Raw genomic sequence first — 16,569 nt, forward strand, 5'->3', positions numbered from 1 at the left:
ACTGGAACATGCTGCCGATCGGACAGTTGCTCTGGGAGAAGGAGCTGATGTCATACAAGGACTTCCCGCCCATGCAGGCCCCGGAAACCTATAACCTGGACGGTATTCTCAAAGCCATGCGGCAGAGTGGTCATAACGGACACGATTAACGCCGTGACTGGTCAACAACGGGCACCTGTTACAGGCGCCCGTTTTCTGTAACGACATGAGGACTCCGCTTATTTGGCGAAAAACTCGCGCCAGATTTGGTGGCCGATATCGTCATACTGCTTGACCAGCTCACGGAATGAGCGGCGGTACGCGGCATCCACCAAGGGCTCGGGCAGCATCGGATCGAACACGATCTGACGCATGGCCTGGTCCCCCAGGAGGTACGCCTCACGGGCAGCCTCTTCAATCGGCATGCCTGGCAAGCGCGCCATCGACGCTTGCAGCGTGTGCTGGCCGTCGTTGTAGCGATTGTGTAATTCGTTGGCATCCCAGAGCAAACGGGCTCGCGCGTCTCGCTGCGGATCGAACTGCTGTGCCTGGAACACCGCCGTGGAGTTCTCCACGCCAAGTGACAACAGACGTTCGCGTGTCTGCACCACACCGCCGACCAGGTTGTCAGGACGGATAAACAACCCGTCATCCAGTTCGCGCAAACCCACCAGACCGAACGCACGCTCTCGGGCACGCAATGCTTTGCGATCGCTGCGGCCCAGGGCCGCTGTAAGCGCCACCACCCAGCTGCCATCCCACTCACGCAGGCGTGTTTCAGCCTGACGCCAGGCGCCGATCTCTTCCCCCAGCGCCCTGCCAGCCTGGCCAAGGCGGTAGGCCCCGCGCGCGACAGTTTCGATCAGTTCGGCACTCTGCAACCGTGCAAGCGCAACGCGGGTGTTGTTTGCAGTCAGGCCAAACAGAGCACAGGCGCGCACGGCGCTGGTGACATCCAGCTCACCACCTTCGACAACCAGGAGCAATTTGAGGATCAACTGACGCGGCGTAGGCGTCGGATTTTCGAGCTCGTCTGACGCGGGTTCTAACAAGAAACAGTCCTCCCTCCAGGCACGATTCTGACGCGCCTGATGACTCATCGCAAATTACAGTGATTGACATAAAAAATGCATTGAGTGTAATTTTCCCCGGACCTATCAGGGAGAAACCCGCTCATGTCTGCCGCAACCCAGCCAAAGATCGACACCCCGTTTTCCACTCACGAAGTCTTCAATCAGCCGCAGCCGTTGCCAGCTTACAACGCCTGGGACAGTGATGTCCCACTGCGCGAGGCAGTGCGAGTGAACGGTGGTGACTGGGCTCAAGCGCAGTTATCGGCCCATGGCGCCATGAGTGGCGGCGAGCAAATGGAGCTGGGCGAGCTGGCCAATCGCAACAAACCCGTACTGCATGCTTTCGACCGCTATGGCCGGCGGATTGACGAAGTGCAGTTCCATCTCGCCTATCACCAACTGATGCTCAACGCGATGCGCGGCGAGGTGCACAGTTTTTCGTGGAACCACTCGGGGCAACCCGGAGCCCATGTGGTGCGCGCGGCCTTGTTGTATCTCAATGGCCAGGCAGATGCAGGCACCTGCTGCCCGCTGACCATGACCCACGCCGCGATTCCGGCACTGTTGAACACCCCTGAGCTGGCAAAAATCTGGATACCCAAACTGACCGCCCGGGACTACGACCCACGTCCGCTACCCGTCGAGCAAAAACGCGCCTGCACCATGGGCATGGGCATGACCGAAAAACAGGGTGGCTCGGATGTACGCAGCAACACCACCCAGGCCCCCCCTCAAGCCGATGGCAGCTTCAAACTGGTCGGTCACAAGTTCTTCTTCTCTGCCCCCATGTGCGATGCGCACCTGGTACTTGCGCAGCTCAATGGGCGCGTGAGCTGTTTTCTGATGCCGCGAATCCTGCCCGATGGCTCGCTCAATGCCGTGCGCATCCAGCGCCTCAAAGACAAGTTGGGTGACTGGAGCAATGCTTCGTCCGAAGTGGAGTTTCAGGGCGCCACTGCCTATCTGGTTGGCGCTGAAGGTCGCGGGGTGGCGACCATTCTGGAGATGGTCGCGCTGACCCGTCTGGACTGCGTGATCGCCTCTTCGGCATTGATGCGCCAGGCCCTGGTGCAGGCGCTGAACCACGTCAGCCAACGACATGCCTTCGGTCATGTGCTGCTCGAACAACCGCTGATGCGCAATGTGCTGGCCGACCTGGCGCTGGAGAGTGAGGCCGCCGTGGCCTTTACCATGCGCATCGCCCGCGCCGTGGATGCCTCGCCGAACGATCCGCAGGAAGCGGCCTTCGCTCGTATCGCCACGGCAGTCGGCAAGTACTGGATTTGCAAACGCACCCCGGCGTTCGTCAACGAGGCCCAGGAATGTCTGGGCGGGATTGGCTTTGTCGAAGAAAACATCCTGCCGCGCCTGTATCGTCAGGCACCTTTGAACTCCATCTGGGAAGGCAGCGGTAACGTGCAATGCCTGGATGTGCTGCGCTCGTTGCAAAAAGACCCGGCGGTCAGCGAGGCCTTGTTTGCCGAATTGCACAGCGCCGCAGGCCTGCACCCGCTGTACGACAGCCACCTGCAGTGGCTGCTCGACGCACTTCAGGACGTTGATAACCTCGAGGCTCGAAGCCGTCTGGTGGTGGAGCGCACCGCGCTGGCAATCCAGGCGGGGCTGCTGCTGAAGTCAGGCAATAACGAGATTGCCGACATCTACTGCCGGGCACGCCTGGGCGGCGAGTGTGGATTCGCCTTTGGCAGCCTCGATTCCACTGCACCGCTGAGCATCTTGATCGAGCGCGCCATGCCCCGTCTTTGAATGGGCACCTGTCAGCCATAACAATAAAAAGGAGAGCGCCATGAGCGTACATTTAGGTCGGTTGCTGGCGCAGCGCGCCGCCTTGACGCCGGACCGGGAAGCGCTGGTTTCACCCACGGGAAGATGGACCTTCGCCCAGTTCGACGCACGCTGTAATCGCCTGGCCAATTACCTGCTTGCACAGGGCGTGGCCGAAGGCGATCGCGTAGCGGTCTATTCGAAGAACAGTGAATTTCTCTCCTGCGCGCTGTTTGCCGTAGCGAAGGTCGGCGCCACGTTGGTGGTACTCAACTGGCGTCTTCAGGCGCCCGAACTGAGCTATATCCTGGCCGATAGCGAACCGGCAGCGCTGCTGTTCGAGGACGTGTTCGCGCCGACTGTCCGGCACTTGGTAACTGATCGTCCAGGCCTGATCCTGATCAACACGGGTACCGAACAAGCGCCAGGTCCCTACGAGCGCATCACTGCCGATACCAGCCTGGACGCGCCGTTATTACTGGGCAGTGGCGGCGATGCTCCGGCGGTGATCATGTACACCTCGGGCACTACCGGAAAACCCAAGGGCGCGATGCTCTCCCATGCAGCGTTGATCTGGACCGCGCAAAGCAACAGCGCCACGCTGGAATGGAACCAGGACCACCGTTTTCTCCTGATCGCCCCGATGTTCCATATCGGCGGCCTTTCACCCATGCTGACCAACGTGTTCAAAGGTTGCACCACGGTGCTGCTGCCTGACTTCGACCCGACACAGGTCTGGGAGATGATCGCCCGCGAACGCATTACCAGCCTGATGACCGTGCCGGTGATGCTTCAGGCATTGTTGGCCCTGGCAAAAAATCAGGCAGTCGATAGCAGCAGCCTGGTTTCCGTGACCTGCGGCGCCTCGGCGGTCCCCTACAGGCTGATCGAAGACTGTCTGGCCATTGGCGTGAAAGTGCAGCAGGTGTACGGCATTACCGAATTTTGTGGCGCGGTGACCTTTTGGACCCACGAAATGGGCCTTGCCCATGCCCACTCCCACGGCAAGGTGCTGATGTTTGGTGAGGTCAGAATTGTCGATCCATGCAGCCTGGAGCCATTGGCCCCCGGCCTGGAAGGCGAAGTTTGGTGTCGAGGGCCGATGATGTTTTCCGGCTACTGGCGTAATCCGCAAGCCACCCAGGTAGCTATTCAAAAAGGTTGGTACAGAACCGGTGACATTGGCCGTATCGACGAGCATGGATTTCTCCACGTTGTGGATCGGCTTAAGGACATGATTATCAGCGGGGGCGAGAATATCTATCCGGCAGAACTGGAGGCGGTTATTGCCTCGTTGCCAGGTGTTGCCGAGGTCGCCGTGGTCGGCCAGCCTGACGAGCGATGGGGCGAGGTACCCGTAGCCTTCGTCGTTGCAGCGTCCCCAGGTGCTACCAGTGAGGCCGCGATCATTGAGGCATGCCGCCTGCGCCTGGCTGGCTTCAAGTGCGTGAAATCGGTACAGATGATTGACTCGTTGCCCCGCAGTTCGGTGGGTAAGGTCCTGAAGAGACAGCTGGTTGCATAAGCCCGAGCAAGTGCCGCTGAAACTAAGCGGCACTTACACACGCGGCGCGTGACTTTCTGATCAGCGAAAACGTTCACTGAGCCGCTTGTGCGATATCCCCGCAAAAAAGATCGACGCTGCCATCCTCTGGCGTCGTGCGCACGACCACGGAATATTTACCGGACAACAGATCCGCCACAGAAACCGGTGCAACCCGCTCGAACGTCCACCCTGCCTGTGCAGTTCGTTGAGTGGTAATCCTGTCATTCATCTCGTAGGCAACCGGGCCGGGCTGTTGGCAGTTGCCTCTGTTGACGAAGGTGTAAATGCGCAACGGCATGGTGGTTCCTGTCGGGACGCCAGAGATGTAGAAGTTGAAATCGCTTTCGTTGTTCACGGCGGTCAGCGTCGCGTTGGCGATCTGGCCGACATTCTGGTGGGTGGCTTTCAGGGGAATTGTCACCGATTGGTTGGATGAACGGGTACAGCCCGAGAGACTCAGGGTAATCAGTAGTGCTGTCAGTGGGACGGTATAGTTCATTGACAGCCTCGATCGGTGGCGGCAGCGCTGGATGGAATATTGGGTATAGCTGATTACTCCAAGTTGTACTTGTCGAGAAATGCACCGCTCAGAAACGCCCCATGCCGCGCTAGCCTGGCATTGAGTAAAGCTTCAATACGAGTGCTCATACGGCAACTTTTCCCAAACACACTACACTGGACTCCCAACTGACTGCTGTAGTCATTGCCAGAGTGAGCAGCCATGTAACCGCCAATGATTACCCCATCCACGTAGGTGAACGCCATGAAGCTTATGATTCTGGTGCAGCGCACCTGGAACTCCGCAGTCACTACGAACCTCCTTCGCTCGCACGTCGAACGTCGCTATGGCGCCCCCCTTGCCGTACTCGGGCTGAGCCTGATCGCTTCAACGACGGTGTTTGCGGCTGACCCTTTAGCCTCCTGGAATGAAGGGCCCGCCAAGCAAGCCATCGTGGAATTCGTCAAGGCGACTACCCAGGAAGGGGGTAGCCAGTTCGTTTCACCCGCCGAACGCATCGCGACCTTCGACCAGGACGGCACGCTATGGGTCGAGCATCCCGCGTATGGCCAATTGTTTTATTGCCTGAGCCGCGTCCCGGCGGTGGTCAAGGCGAAGCCGGAGCTGGCCAGTGTCGAACCCTTCAAGACGGTACTGTCGGGCGACCGCGCCGCCATGGCGAAACTGACCCTCGATGATTACCTGAAAATCGCCATGGTGACCCTCAGCGGCATGCCTACGGATGAGTTCAAGCAGCAAGTTCGTGCCTGGCTGGGCGAAGCCCGTGATCCTCGCTGGAAGCGTCCTTTCACCGAGCTGACCTATCAGCCGATGAAGGAAGTCATGCAGTACCTGCGTGACAATGGCTACAAGACCTACATAGTTACCGGGGGTGGTCAGGACTTCGTTCGCGCCTATTCCGAGGAGATCTATGGCGTGCCTCCTGAACAGGTCGTCGGGAGTGCCGGTGCCACCGAGTATGTCTACGACAAGAGCGGAAAACCGCAGTTGATCAAACAACCCAAAGTAGTGCTCAACGACAACGATACCGGCAAGCCAGAGAACATTTATCTGATGACGGGTCGTCAGCCAAATGCGGCGTTTGGCAACTCCACCGGTGACAAGCAAATGCTGGAATACACCAAGGCCGGGCAGGGCGCGCGCCTGGTGATGCTGGTGCTGCATGACGACGCCGAGCGCGAATATGCCTATGGCCCGGCTCAAGCATTGCCGGAGACCAAGGTAGGTACCTTTACCCAGCCCCTTTATGACCAGGCAAAACGGGATGGCTGGACGGTCATCAGCATGAAAAAGGATTGGAAGAAGGTATTTGCGTTTGAGTGAACTGCAGCTTCAAGTGCATTCAACCTTTGAGCAATACACCGCTGAGCGACAAAAACCGCACTAGACTCGTTCGAGCGCCTTGATTCGTACGGGCTCATGCAACAAGGGGGGATGATTCTGTATGCAGTACCTGGGTTAATTACACGGTGGTCAATGCACCAAGGACCAATGCAGTTGTGCACTTATCACCGGCCAACATTATGAAACAACGAGGTTGCTGGTATGGATAAGCTATCGGATCGTTTCAAGTTGTCTGTCGTGTTTGCTGCACTGTTGTCATTGAACGGGCTTGCCCACGCTGCTCAAACAGAAAAAACCAATATCCTGTTCATCGTTTCCGATGACACTGGCTACGGCGATCTGGGGCCGTACGGAGGCGGGATCGGGCGTGGCATGCCTACGCCTAAAATCGATGAGCTGGCGGCAGAAGGTGTGACCTTTTACTCCTTCTATGCCCAGCCGAGTTGCACGCCTGGCCGGGCGGCCATGCAAACCGGGCGCATCCCCAATCGTAGCGGCATGACCACCGTGGCGTTTCAAGGTCAGGGCGGTGGCTTGCCGGCAGCCGAATGGACGCTGGCATCCGTGTTGAAGACTGGCGGCTATGACACCTACTTCACCGGCAAATGGCATTTGGGCGAAGCCGACTACGCGCTGCCCAATGCCCAGGGTTATGACGTGATGAAGTACGTCGGCCTGTATCACCTCAATGCCTATACCTATGCCGACCCGACGTGGTTCCCCGACATGGATCCGGAGACCCGCGAGATGTTCCAGAAGGTGACCAAAGGTGCGTTGTCCGGCAAGGCCGGCGAAAAACCGGTTGAAGAATTCAAGATCAACGGCCAATACGTAGACACGCCGGTGGTCGATGGCAAGCCAGGCGTGGTGGGCATTCCGTTCTTTGATAACTATGTCGAAAAGGCAGCGCTGGAGTTTCTCGACACAGCGGCAAAATCGGACAAGCCTTTTTTCATCAACGTCAACTTCATGAAAGTACACCAGCCGAATATGCCGGCGCCGGAGTTCGTTCATAAGTCGATGTCAAAATCCAAATATGCCGATTCGGTCGTCGAACTCGATACCCATATTGGCCGCATCATGGACAAGCTCAAAGCGCTCGGTCTGGATAAGAACACGTTGGTGGTTTACACCACTGACAACGGGGCCTGGCAGGACGTTTACCCGGATGCCGGCTACACCCCGTTTCGCGGCACCAAGGGCACCGTGCGTGAGGGCGGGAACCGCGTACCGGCGATTGCCGTCTGGCCAGAAAAGATCAAGCCGAACACGAAAAATCACGAGATGCTCGGCGGCCTGGATTTGATGGCGACTTTCGCCTCTGTGGCTGGCGTGAAACTGCCAGAGAAAGATCGCGAGGGGCAGCCGATCATCTTCGACAGTTACGACATGACGCCCGTACTCACCGGCAGCGCCCCTTCGCCACGGAAGGAGTGGTTCTACTTTACCGAGAATGAACTGTCGCCAGGCGCGGCCCGTGTAGGGAACTACAAAGCGGTATTCAACCTGCGGGGCGATGATGGCGCCCAGACCGGTGGTCTCGCCGTGGACTCGAACCTGGGCTGGAAAGGCGCACAAAAATACGTGGCTACCGTGCCACAGGTTTTTGATTTGTGGCAGGACCCGCAAGAGCGCTATGACCTGTTCATGAACAACTTCACCGAGCGCACCTGGACAATGGTGCCGATCTCGGCAGCGATCATGAAACTGATGAAAACGTACATTGATTACCCACCACGCAAACTGCAAAGCATGGGCTATGACGGACCGATCGAACTGTCGCAGTACCAGAAATTCCAATACGTGCGTGATGCGCTGAAGAAAGAAGGTATCAACTTGTCGCTGCCAAACGGTAATTGATCAAACCCGCTAAAACGGGGCGACCTTACCCGAGGTCGTCCCTGGCCGGAGTAGGGCAGGCATTACATGTCTGAACCTCACTCAAGCAATTGACACCGCCTGGTGCCTGGCGACATTGGAAACCAGCGTCGGCGAACGCGAATACGCTCGGTTCGCTATTCACCAGCAGACCGGCGACCTGGAAGATTGGTATATGTCGTAGCGCCAGAAAGTGATCGGCACGGTCGCGTCGAAGTGTCGCGACCAGTTCAAGCTAAGCAGTCACCTTTTGGACGATTAGCGACCTCCACGCATTGCGACTGATCCACCCTTGTCCTTCCTCAACCTGGAGGGCAAGCCATGAACACTATCGCTTTACATCGCCATCAGCCTTGGAACAAAGGAAAGCTTGTAGGGCAGAAAGCCCCGCTTCGAGTCAGAGATATCTGGGCCATTCGGGTCAGACTTCAGCTCGCGGAGAAGACACGGGATCTGGCTCTCTTCAACTTGGCCATCGACAGCAAACTGCGTGCCTGTGACTTAACCAAGCTACGAGTACGTGACATTGCGCATGGGGAGCATGTTTCGTCACGGGCCATCGTGATGCAGCAGAAAACTCAACATCCAGTGCAATTTGAAATTACTGAGCAAACACGAACAGTTCTGGAGGCTTGGATGCGTCAGGCACATCTTCGCAGTGAGGACTTTCTGTTCCCGACGCGATTGCATGACTCAGATCATCTCTCCACCAGGCAATACGCTCGAATAGTCAAAGCATGGGTAACAGCCATTGGACTTGACCCGACGATGTACGGTACCCACACACTACGGCGAACCAAGGCTTCGTTGATCTATCGCAGGACCAAGAACTTGAGAGCAGTTCAACTCTTGCTTGGTCATACGAAACTCGAAAGCACTGTCAGGTACTTGGGCATTGAGGTAGACGATGCTCTAGAAATGGCAGAGCAGACAGACGTGTAATCTTCAATTGCGACGGTCTGGGCCAGACCGTCGCTTTCCGACCGATTCTGTTGAAAAAGTCGGTGATCCCAAACTGCCTAATCATTGACCGGTGAAAAACCCTTTTTTACACGCTACTACGTGAAATCTGCGTCTGGAAACCTCTGCCAAAAGTAAAGATTTCAATCTCGGACGCGTGCTTTTCAGCTGCGGAAACCATGGCCGACTTTTTCAACAGAATCGACCCAAAGCGGTCGTTCACGATCGACTGCTTTCGACCCAGGCTGTGTGAAAACTCCTGCGATTGTCTAATCTTCTGATCGTCTAGATCGTGGTGGGGACGATCATGAAGCGATTCATCGAAGGTGAGTCTCGGACGCAAGTCACCTTGCTGCCGGAGTGCCTGGACGATTACGTAGCCGAAGAAAATCCAGTGCGCGTGGTCGACGTTTTCGTCGATGAACTCGACCTGGGTGCACTTGGTTTTGAGGGCGTCGATCCTGCTGCAACGGGTCGCCCCGCCTACCATCCAGCGGTCTTGCTGAAGATCTATATCTACGGCTACCTCAATCGTATTCAGTCCAGTCGCCGGCTTGAGCGTGAGGCCGAGCGCAACGTCGAGTTGATGTGGCTAACGGGGCGTTTGGCTCCGGATTTCAAAACCATTGCCGACTTTCGCAAGGACAACGGCAAAGCCATTCGCAGCGTCTGCCGCCAGTTCGTGGTGCTTTGCCGTAACCTCAATCTCTTCTCTCAATCGATCATCGCCATCGATGGCAGCAAATTCAAAGCCGTCAATAATCGCGACCGCAACTTCACCCAGGGCAAAGTGAAGGCACGCATGCGGCAGATCGAGCAGAGCATTGATCGATATCTGGCGGCAATGGATTCGGCGGATCGGGCAACGCCCGAAGTGGCTGAGGCCAAAGCCGAGCGGCTAAAAGAAAAGATTGAAACCCTGAAACAGCAGATGCAGAAACTCAAAGACATCGAGGCGCAGCTTCACGACAGCCCAGACCAGCAAATCTCCCTCACCGATCCAGATGCACGCTCAATGGCCACGAGCGGCCGAGGCACCGGAACGGTTGGCTATAACGTACAAACGGCCGTCGACGACAAACACCATCTGATCATTGCCCATGAGGTGACCAACGTTGGCAATGACCGGACGCAACTCAGCAATATGGCGAACCAGGCGCGTGAGGAGATCAGTGCCGAGTCGCTGACGGTGGTAGCCGACCGAGGTTATTACAAGGGTCTGGAAATCCTTGCCTGCGAGCAGGCTGGCATCACCACCTTCGTACCGAAACCTCTGACATCAGGCAGCAAAGCCGAAGGCCGATTTGGTAAGCAGGACTTCATCTACCTTGCCGCATCGGACGAGTATCGATGCCCTGCGGGACAGTTGCTGACCCGGCGGCATTCTTCAGTGGAAGACGGCATGTTATTGCATTGTTACTACTTCTCGGGGTGCCAGTCCTGCTCAATGCACAAGCAATGTACGACTGGTAAGGAGCGCCGGGTAAAGCGCTGGGAACATGAAGCCGTAGCCGATGCAATGCAGGTACGGCTTGAAAATGATCCAACGATGATGAGGCGCCGCCGACAGACCGTTGAACATCCATTTGGAACGCTCAAATACTGGATGGGGAGTACCCACTTCCTGACCAAAACCCTGCCGAGGGTAAGCACCGAGATGAGCCTTCATGTGTTGGCCTACACCTCAAACGAATGATGAGCATCTTCGGTATCTCAGGACTGCTTGAAGCGATCAGGGCGTGATCCACCCGCGTGATCGTCCGTGAGTTGCTGTTTGGGCCGCTGACGCGGCCCAAACAGCATTAACGAACGCCTATGTAACTGACTAGGGCAATTCGCGATTACGTCTGCTGGTTTCGCAGGCAACGCCCGTAGCTCTCAGCTTTCGAAGTGTTCAGTGCGTTTTCACACAGCCTGGGTCGGTTGCTGCCTGTTCCCACCGGCCGCTTAGGGTCGAACTGCGACCACCGCTCGTTCTGACTGATCCACCCTTGTCCTCCATCAACATGGAGGACACGCCATGAATACAGCTACTAGATCCCGTCGTCAGCCTTGGAACAAGTGAAAGCTTGTCGGGCAGAAGGCCCCGCTCCGAGTCAGAGATATTTGGGCCATTCGGATAAGACTCCAGCTCGCAGAGAAAACACGTGATTTGGCGCTTTTCAACTTGGCCATCGACAGCAAACTGCGTGCCTGTGACTTAACCAAGCTGCGAGTCCGAGACATCGCCCATGAGGAGCATGTGTCGTCACGGGCCATCGTGATGCAGCAGAAAACTCAGCATCCAGTGCAATTTGAAATCACTGAGAAAACCCGAACGGTATTGGAAGCTTGGATGCATCGGGCGCGTCTCCGAAGCGAGGACTTTTTGTTTCCGAGCCGATTGCACGACTCAGACCATCTTTCCACCAGACAGTACGCTCGAATAGTCAAAGCGTGGGTGACAGCCATAGGCCTTGACCCAACGATGTACGGTACTCACACGCTACGGCGAACCAAGGCATCGTTGATCTATCGCAGGACGAAGAATCTGAGAGCAGTCCAACTCCTGCTTGGTCATACGAAACTCGAAAGCACTGTCAGGTACTTGGGCATCGAGGTCGATGACGCTCTGGAAATGGCAGAGCAGACAGAAGTTTGACCAACTTTGCGACGGTCTGAGCCAGACCGTCGCTATCCGGCCGATTCTGTTGAAAAAGTCGGCCACGGTTTGCGCATCAAAAAAGTACGCGTCCGAGATTGAAATCTTTACTTTTGCGGAGGGATCCGGACCCAGATTTCACGTAGCAGCGTGCAAAAAAGGCGATTTCTGCAGTCAATGATCAGGCAGTTTGGGCAGACCGACGTTTTCAACAGAATCGGCCAAAAGCAGCCTGTCGCTACACTACCCTGTGGTTCAGCGAAAATTGCGCTCAATCAGACTGATTGAACCTAGCTGCAACCCAGACCTCGGATATTGAAACCGCCTCAGGTGAATCTATGAAAATCGAGGATACGTTGCTGCGCCAGCGTAAGGTGCTTGCCAAGTTTGGCGAGCTCGCCTTGACGTCAGATGACCTTGAGCAAATCCTCGACGAGGCATGTCGATTAGTCGGTGATGCCCTCGAAACCAATCTGGCCAAATTCATGCTGCTCGAAGAGGACGGCATCACGTTCTTCGTGAGAAACGGTGTGGGCTGGGCACCAGATGTAGTCGGAAAGGTTCGGGTGCAAGCATGCGAAGGCAGTCCAGAAATATTCTCACTCAACACCAACGCTCCCGTCATTTCGACAGATATTTCAACGGAATCACGATTTCGCTATCACGATTTTCAAAAGAACAATGGGGTAAAAGCTTTCGTCAACGTTCTAGTCCACGGCGCCAACGGAGAGCGTCCTTTCGGAATATTTGAGGTGGACAGTCGAAGTCCTCGTCAATTTACGGACAGCGATATCGACTTCCTCCGGGGGTATAGCAATCTACTTGGTGCGGCTTTGAAGCGCTTCAAAACCTTGGACGCTATGCGCACGACGGAAAAGCGGCTGCGTGAAAGCGAAAGGCATTACCGCATTGCAGCTGAGCTCAATCCACTCTGGCCTTGGACTGCCGACAGGGGCGGCAACCTTATTTCTATCGATCCGCGTTGGTACGAATACACCGGCCTGTCGCTCGAGCAGACACTGGGACGTCTATGGGCCAGTGCTGCGTATGAGGCGGATCAGGTGTCGATTGCCGCTCTTTGGGATCAATCTCTGGGCACACTGCAGCCTTTCGACCTCCAAGTCCGATTACGAAAACATACGGGCGATTACCGTTGGTTTAGAGTCCGTGCGCTGTGCAGTCTCGACAGCGCAGGGAAATGCGAACAATGGTATGGCACCATCGAGGACATAGACGACAGGGTGCAACTAGAGAGTGCGCTGCGTGACTGGAACGACCTGCTTGAAGTACGGATAGCACAACGCACCCAACAACTGGAAGAGGAGCAGCGAGAACGCGCTGTGGCGGAATCCAAGTTAAGGCAAAGCCAAAAAATGGAGGCGGTCGGCCAACTCACTGGCGGAATTGCCCATGACTTCAACAATCTGTTGGCGGGCATCATCGGCAGCCTGGAACTGATGCAGCGACGCATTGATGCGGGTCGCTACAATGATTTGGGTCGATACAACTCGGTGGCCATGACCTCAGCATCTCGCGCGGCGGCCTTAACGCAACGACTGCTTACGTTCTCCAGACAGCAATCACTCGAACCTGAACTCCTTGATCCTCGGAAAGTGGTAGCAGATCTTGAGGAAATGATTCGGCGTTCTGTTGGGCCGAGCATCGTTGTTGAGTGCTCATTCAGAACAACCGACTGTATCAGGTGTGACCTTAACCAATTGGAAAACGCGCTGCTTAATCTTGCGATCAATGCACGGGATGCAATGCCCAATGGAGGAAGACTCGACCTTCAGGTTGAGCGATGCATTATCGATGAGGCATCTTCATCCGAAAAAATGCTACCGCCTGGATCATATGTGGGCATTTCTGCCACGGATTCCGGAACTGGCATCAGTCCTGATATTTTATCGCGCATCTTCGATCCGTTCTTCACGACCAAGAAATTGGGCCAAGGTACCGGGCTGGGTCTGTCAATGATTTATGGTTTCACTCAGCAATCCGGTGGCCAGGTCAGAGTCCACAGCAGCCTTGGTGTCGGCACCACCGTGACGCTGTATTTTCCGGTAGATGATTCGCAGCCAGAAGAACTAAACGTAGAGCTGGACGACACTCAGCAGCTTATGACATCGGGACAGAACGAAACTATTTTGCTGGTGGACGATGAAGCGGCTATCCGGCAAATGGCGTCGGAGCTTTTGTCCGAAATTGGCTATCGCGTCATTGAAGCCGTGGATAGCCTTTCTGCAACAAAAAAGGCAGAGAAGCTGGAACACTTGGATTTGCTGCTGAGCGATGTAGGCTTACCAGGATTGATGAACGGGATCAGCCTGGCTGCGGAACTCAGGAAAAAATTTCCACAGCTCAAAGTGCTTTTCATTACCGGGTTTGCTGGTGGTTCGCGATTGGTCACGGTCGACAGGACAACCCGATTACTAACCAAACCCTTCAGTCTGAATGAGCTCACTTCGCGAGTGCATTTATTGCTCAACACTCCTCCAGATTGCAACTAATGACCACGCTGAATTGCGGTGATGTCTCGCTTAAATGGCATACAAGATGCACCTTAAAAGGAACTTCGCTCCTACGGGGCAGGGGCCTCAGTGAGCTCCTCGACCTCATAATTCACATAACCGAACTCGTTACTGCGTGCCGCCACGTACTTGCCGTTCTGCTCGAATACCGTGGCCTCGAAGGGCGAGCCGCCGAGGGTTGTCAGCAGATGCCCGTCCTTGATTTCGTATTTGGCCGGCACGCCGAATTGGCCGCCGTGCAGCATGTTCAGGTATTCCCCCTCTGCGGGCGCTTTGCCATCGACGCTGGCGACCAGGCGTTGGCCGTCGGTGCCATAGACGATTTCGAATGTCTGGCCGGTGACGGTATTGCGCACCTTGATGGTTTTGCCCACTACGAAGGCTTGCAATTGCTCGTTGGTGAGCGCTTTGGCGCCTTCGGTTTTCAGTTGATCGATGGTTTTGCCGCCAGCGACAGACTTGCTGTCCTCGGCTGTCGGTGTGTACCAGATCGGTGAGGTCCACGCGCGCTCCTGGACGGTGGGCGAGACGTCGGCCGGCGGTGGTACTTGCAGCTTGGCCGCGTCATAGGTACTCCAGCGCGGTGTCGGGATCTGTAGCACGCGGGTGTAGTAGAACGCGTGCTGGGCAGGGTCGAAAGCCGGATCGACCCAGACTTTTTTCAGCTCGGTGGCACCGATGGTATTGGTGTAAGTCGCCTTGGACACATCGACCGTCGAGCCTACCGGTGGGACTTTTCCGGTGGCTGGGTCCGTTTGGCGATCACCGGACCAGACCACGTCGTAGACCTTCTCGAAGGTCTGGCCGTTTTTGGTCCAGCCCTTGATGATCTGGATGCGGTCGAGGTTGCCATCGTCGGCATCCTTGACTGCCCACACCACGAAGGACGGCGCCTGTTTGCCCGGTTTTGCCGGCAAGTCGCCGCCCATGGGAACGCCTTTGGCGTAAGCCGCATGCACCCAATCTTTGTCGTTCCACACACTGCTGTCGAAGCCCCATCCACCAAACATGCGCACGGGGATGCGCACGCCGCTGGTGCCATAGACTTCCTTGCGTTTCATGGCATCGAAGATCGATTCGCGGGTGTTTTCTTCAGCCCAGACGCCGGCCAGGCCGGACGTGCTGGTCTGCAGGGCCATCATGCCCGAGTTCTGTTTACCGGAAAGACGCGCCGCCGGGGTGCTGTCGGTGAAACCGTGGGAACCGAAGTTGTTGCTCTGCGAATACGGAATCACCCCGTTGTGCGAGTCGCTGGCGCCGACTACGCCCATTTTGTAAGGGTTGTAGCCAAGGGCTTCCTGCAAGGCCATACCGTTTTGCCAGGCTTGCCTGATGTAGCTGCCATTGAGTTTCGAGGTGCTGTTGTCGATGCCGATCAGGAAACTCATGATTTCGTAATTGGCAAATTCGTCGGTCGGCGACAGTTCTGGATGGGTTTCGGAGGTGCCCTTGACCTGGTGAATTTCGGTCAGAGATTCGTTACGCATCCGCGTTTCGGCCCAGGCGTCATCGATGGGACGGCCACGGTCATCGACATCCACCGGAAACATCAGGCCGTTGCTGAGGTTGGCATTGTGGGAGATCGCCAGCACCTCGTTGCCCTTTTTGCGCTGATCGTCCATCCAGCCCCACAAATCCTCCGGTTTGTCCGAGTCGAGGGCCGTGAAGGGCAGGTCCGGCACCTTCTTCGAGTCGCGGAAAAACACATTACGGTGCATGTTTTGATTGTTTGGTGCCGAGGTCCATTCATAGGCGACAAACGTGGTGAACTTGCCGGGCTTGTAGTACTTGTCGGCGATGGCGACGTTCTGCTGCCAGATATTGCCGGCAATCTTTGGATCAATCAGCTCCTTGATCGGGTGGCTCAAGCTGCCGGCGATCCACTTGAACACCCGGTTGAAGTCCTCCGGCGTCTTGGCAATCAGTTTTTGCGCGATCGGCAGCTTGCTGAAGTCGGACTTCGGATCGTTGGCCAGGGCGATCACGCCGACGTATTCCGAATGGTCGGTCACGCCATGAAAATCCAGCGGCCGGCCTTTGAGTTGCACCTCGAAACCCATCGGATGCTTGACCGGCATGCCCAGCGAGTATTGGTAGGCCTGCTCTGGATCGACCTGATGGTTGCCGATCAGGTAGGCATCGATTGACCAGGAGCTGTGCGAGTGCGTCTGGCCAAAGTAAACCTCGCGATCCGGGTTGCCCTCTGCCAGGGCCAGCGAGCTGACAGCAAGCACGGCGCAACCCAACAGTGACGGCACGGTGGTGTGTGTAGGGGGTTTCATATTCCACCTCTTGGGAATACGGGGGTGACA

At 56.3% G+C, this 16,569-nt stretch carries 9 protein-coding genes and 2 pseudogenes; 8 read left to right on the plus strand and 3 right to left on the minus strand.

Annotated features, from left to right (window positions below):
- Positions 1 to 218: 218 nt before the first annotated feature.
- The gene (locus tag PMI35_RS14775) at positions 219 to 1,031 is read right to left on the minus strand and encodes a PaaX family transcriptional regulator C-terminal domain-containing protein (protein ID WP_008060312.1); all 813 of its coding nucleotides are present in this window, start codon (positions 1,029 to 1,031) and stop codon (positions 219 to 221) included.
- 123 nt (positions 1,032 to 1,154) lie between these two features.
- On the opposite strand from PMI35_RS14775, the gene PMI35_RS14770 reads away from it, so the two are divergent.
- Both PMI35_RS14770 and menE read left to right on the plus strand, forming a co-directional pair.
- A complete protein-coding gene (locus PMI35_RS14770) occupies positions 1,155 to 2,819 on the plus strand; it encodes an isovaleryl-CoA dehydrogenase (RefSeq protein ID WP_008060313.1) in 1,665 nt (554 codons plus the stop codon).
- 40 nt (positions 2,820 to 2,859) lie between these two features.
- Positions 2,860 to 4,362, plus strand: a complete 1,503-nt coding sequence (gene menE / locus PMI35_RS14765; protein ID WP_008060315.1) for an o-succinylbenzoate--CoA ligase — start codon at positions 2,860 to 2,862, stop codon at positions 4,360 to 4,362.
- A gap of 73 nt (positions 4,363 to 4,435) precedes the next feature.
- On the opposite strand, the gene PMI35_RS14760 is transcribed toward menE, so the two are convergent.
- Complete coding sequence (locus PMI35_RS14760) at positions 4,436 to 4,882, minus strand: hypothetical protein (protein WP_008060317.1); 447 nt, start codon at positions 4,880 to 4,882, stop codon at positions 4,436 to 4,438.
- A gap of 264 nt (positions 4,883 to 5,146) precedes the next feature.
- On the opposite strand from PMI35_RS14760, the gene PMI35_RS14755 reads away from it, so the two are divergent.
- The 6 genes and pseudogenes from PMI35_RS14755 to PMI35_RS14735 all read left to right on the plus strand — a co-directional run bounded on the left by PMI35_RS14755 (position 5,147) and on the right by PMI35_RS14735 (position 14,236).
- Positions 5,147 to 6,226 carry an HAD family hydrolase gene (locus PMI35_RS14755; RefSeq protein ID WP_008060320.1) on the plus strand — a complete coding sequence of 360 codons (1,080 nt, stop codon included), beginning with the start codon at positions 5,147 to 5,149 and terminating at the stop codon, positions 6,224 to 6,226.
- 222 nt (positions 6,227 to 6,448) lie between these two features.
- Positions 6,449 to 8,107 (plus strand): arylsulfatase, encoded by a 1,659-nt coding sequence (locus tag PMI35_RS14750; protein ID WP_008060322.1) that lies wholly within the window; start codon positions 6,449 to 6,451, stop codon positions 8,105 to 8,107.
- A 339-nt stretch (positions 8,108 to 8,446) separates the two neighbouring features.
- Entirely contained in the window at positions 8,447 to 9,067 is a 621-nt protein-coding gene (locus PMI35_RS14745; protein WP_008060324.1) for a tyrosine-type recombinase/integrase, read from the plus strand.
- A 325-nt stretch (positions 9,068 to 9,392) separates the two neighbouring features.
- Positions 9,393 to 10,828 (plus strand): annotated as a pseudogene (locus PMI35_RS14740) (IS1182 family transposase).
- 277 nt (positions 10,829 to 11,105) lie between these two features.
- Positions 11,106 to 11,726 (plus strand): annotated as a pseudogene (locus PMI35_RS0132685) (tyrosine-type recombinase/integrase).
- Positions 11,727 to 12,064: 338 nt separating this feature from the next.
- Entirely contained in the window at positions 12,065 to 14,236 is a 2,172-nt protein-coding gene (locus PMI35_RS14735; protein WP_008060327.1) for an ATP-binding protein, read from the plus strand.
- A 71-nt stretch (positions 14,237 to 14,307) separates the two neighbouring features.
- On the opposite strand, the gene PMI35_RS14730 is transcribed toward PMI35_RS14735, so the two are convergent.
- Positions 14,308 to 16,539: a DUF3604 domain-containing protein gene (locus PMI35_RS14730; RefSeq protein WP_008060328.1), complete on the minus strand. Its 2,232-nt coding sequence runs from the start codon at positions 16,537 to 16,539 to the stop codon at positions 14,308 to 14,310.
- Between the last annotated feature and the right edge of the window lie 30 nt (positions 16,540 to 16,569).

The organism is Pseudomonas sp. GM78, from assembly GCF_000282475.1.
Lineage (GTDB): Bacteria > Pseudomonadota > Gammaproteobacteria > Pseudomonadales > Pseudomonadaceae > Aquipseudomonas.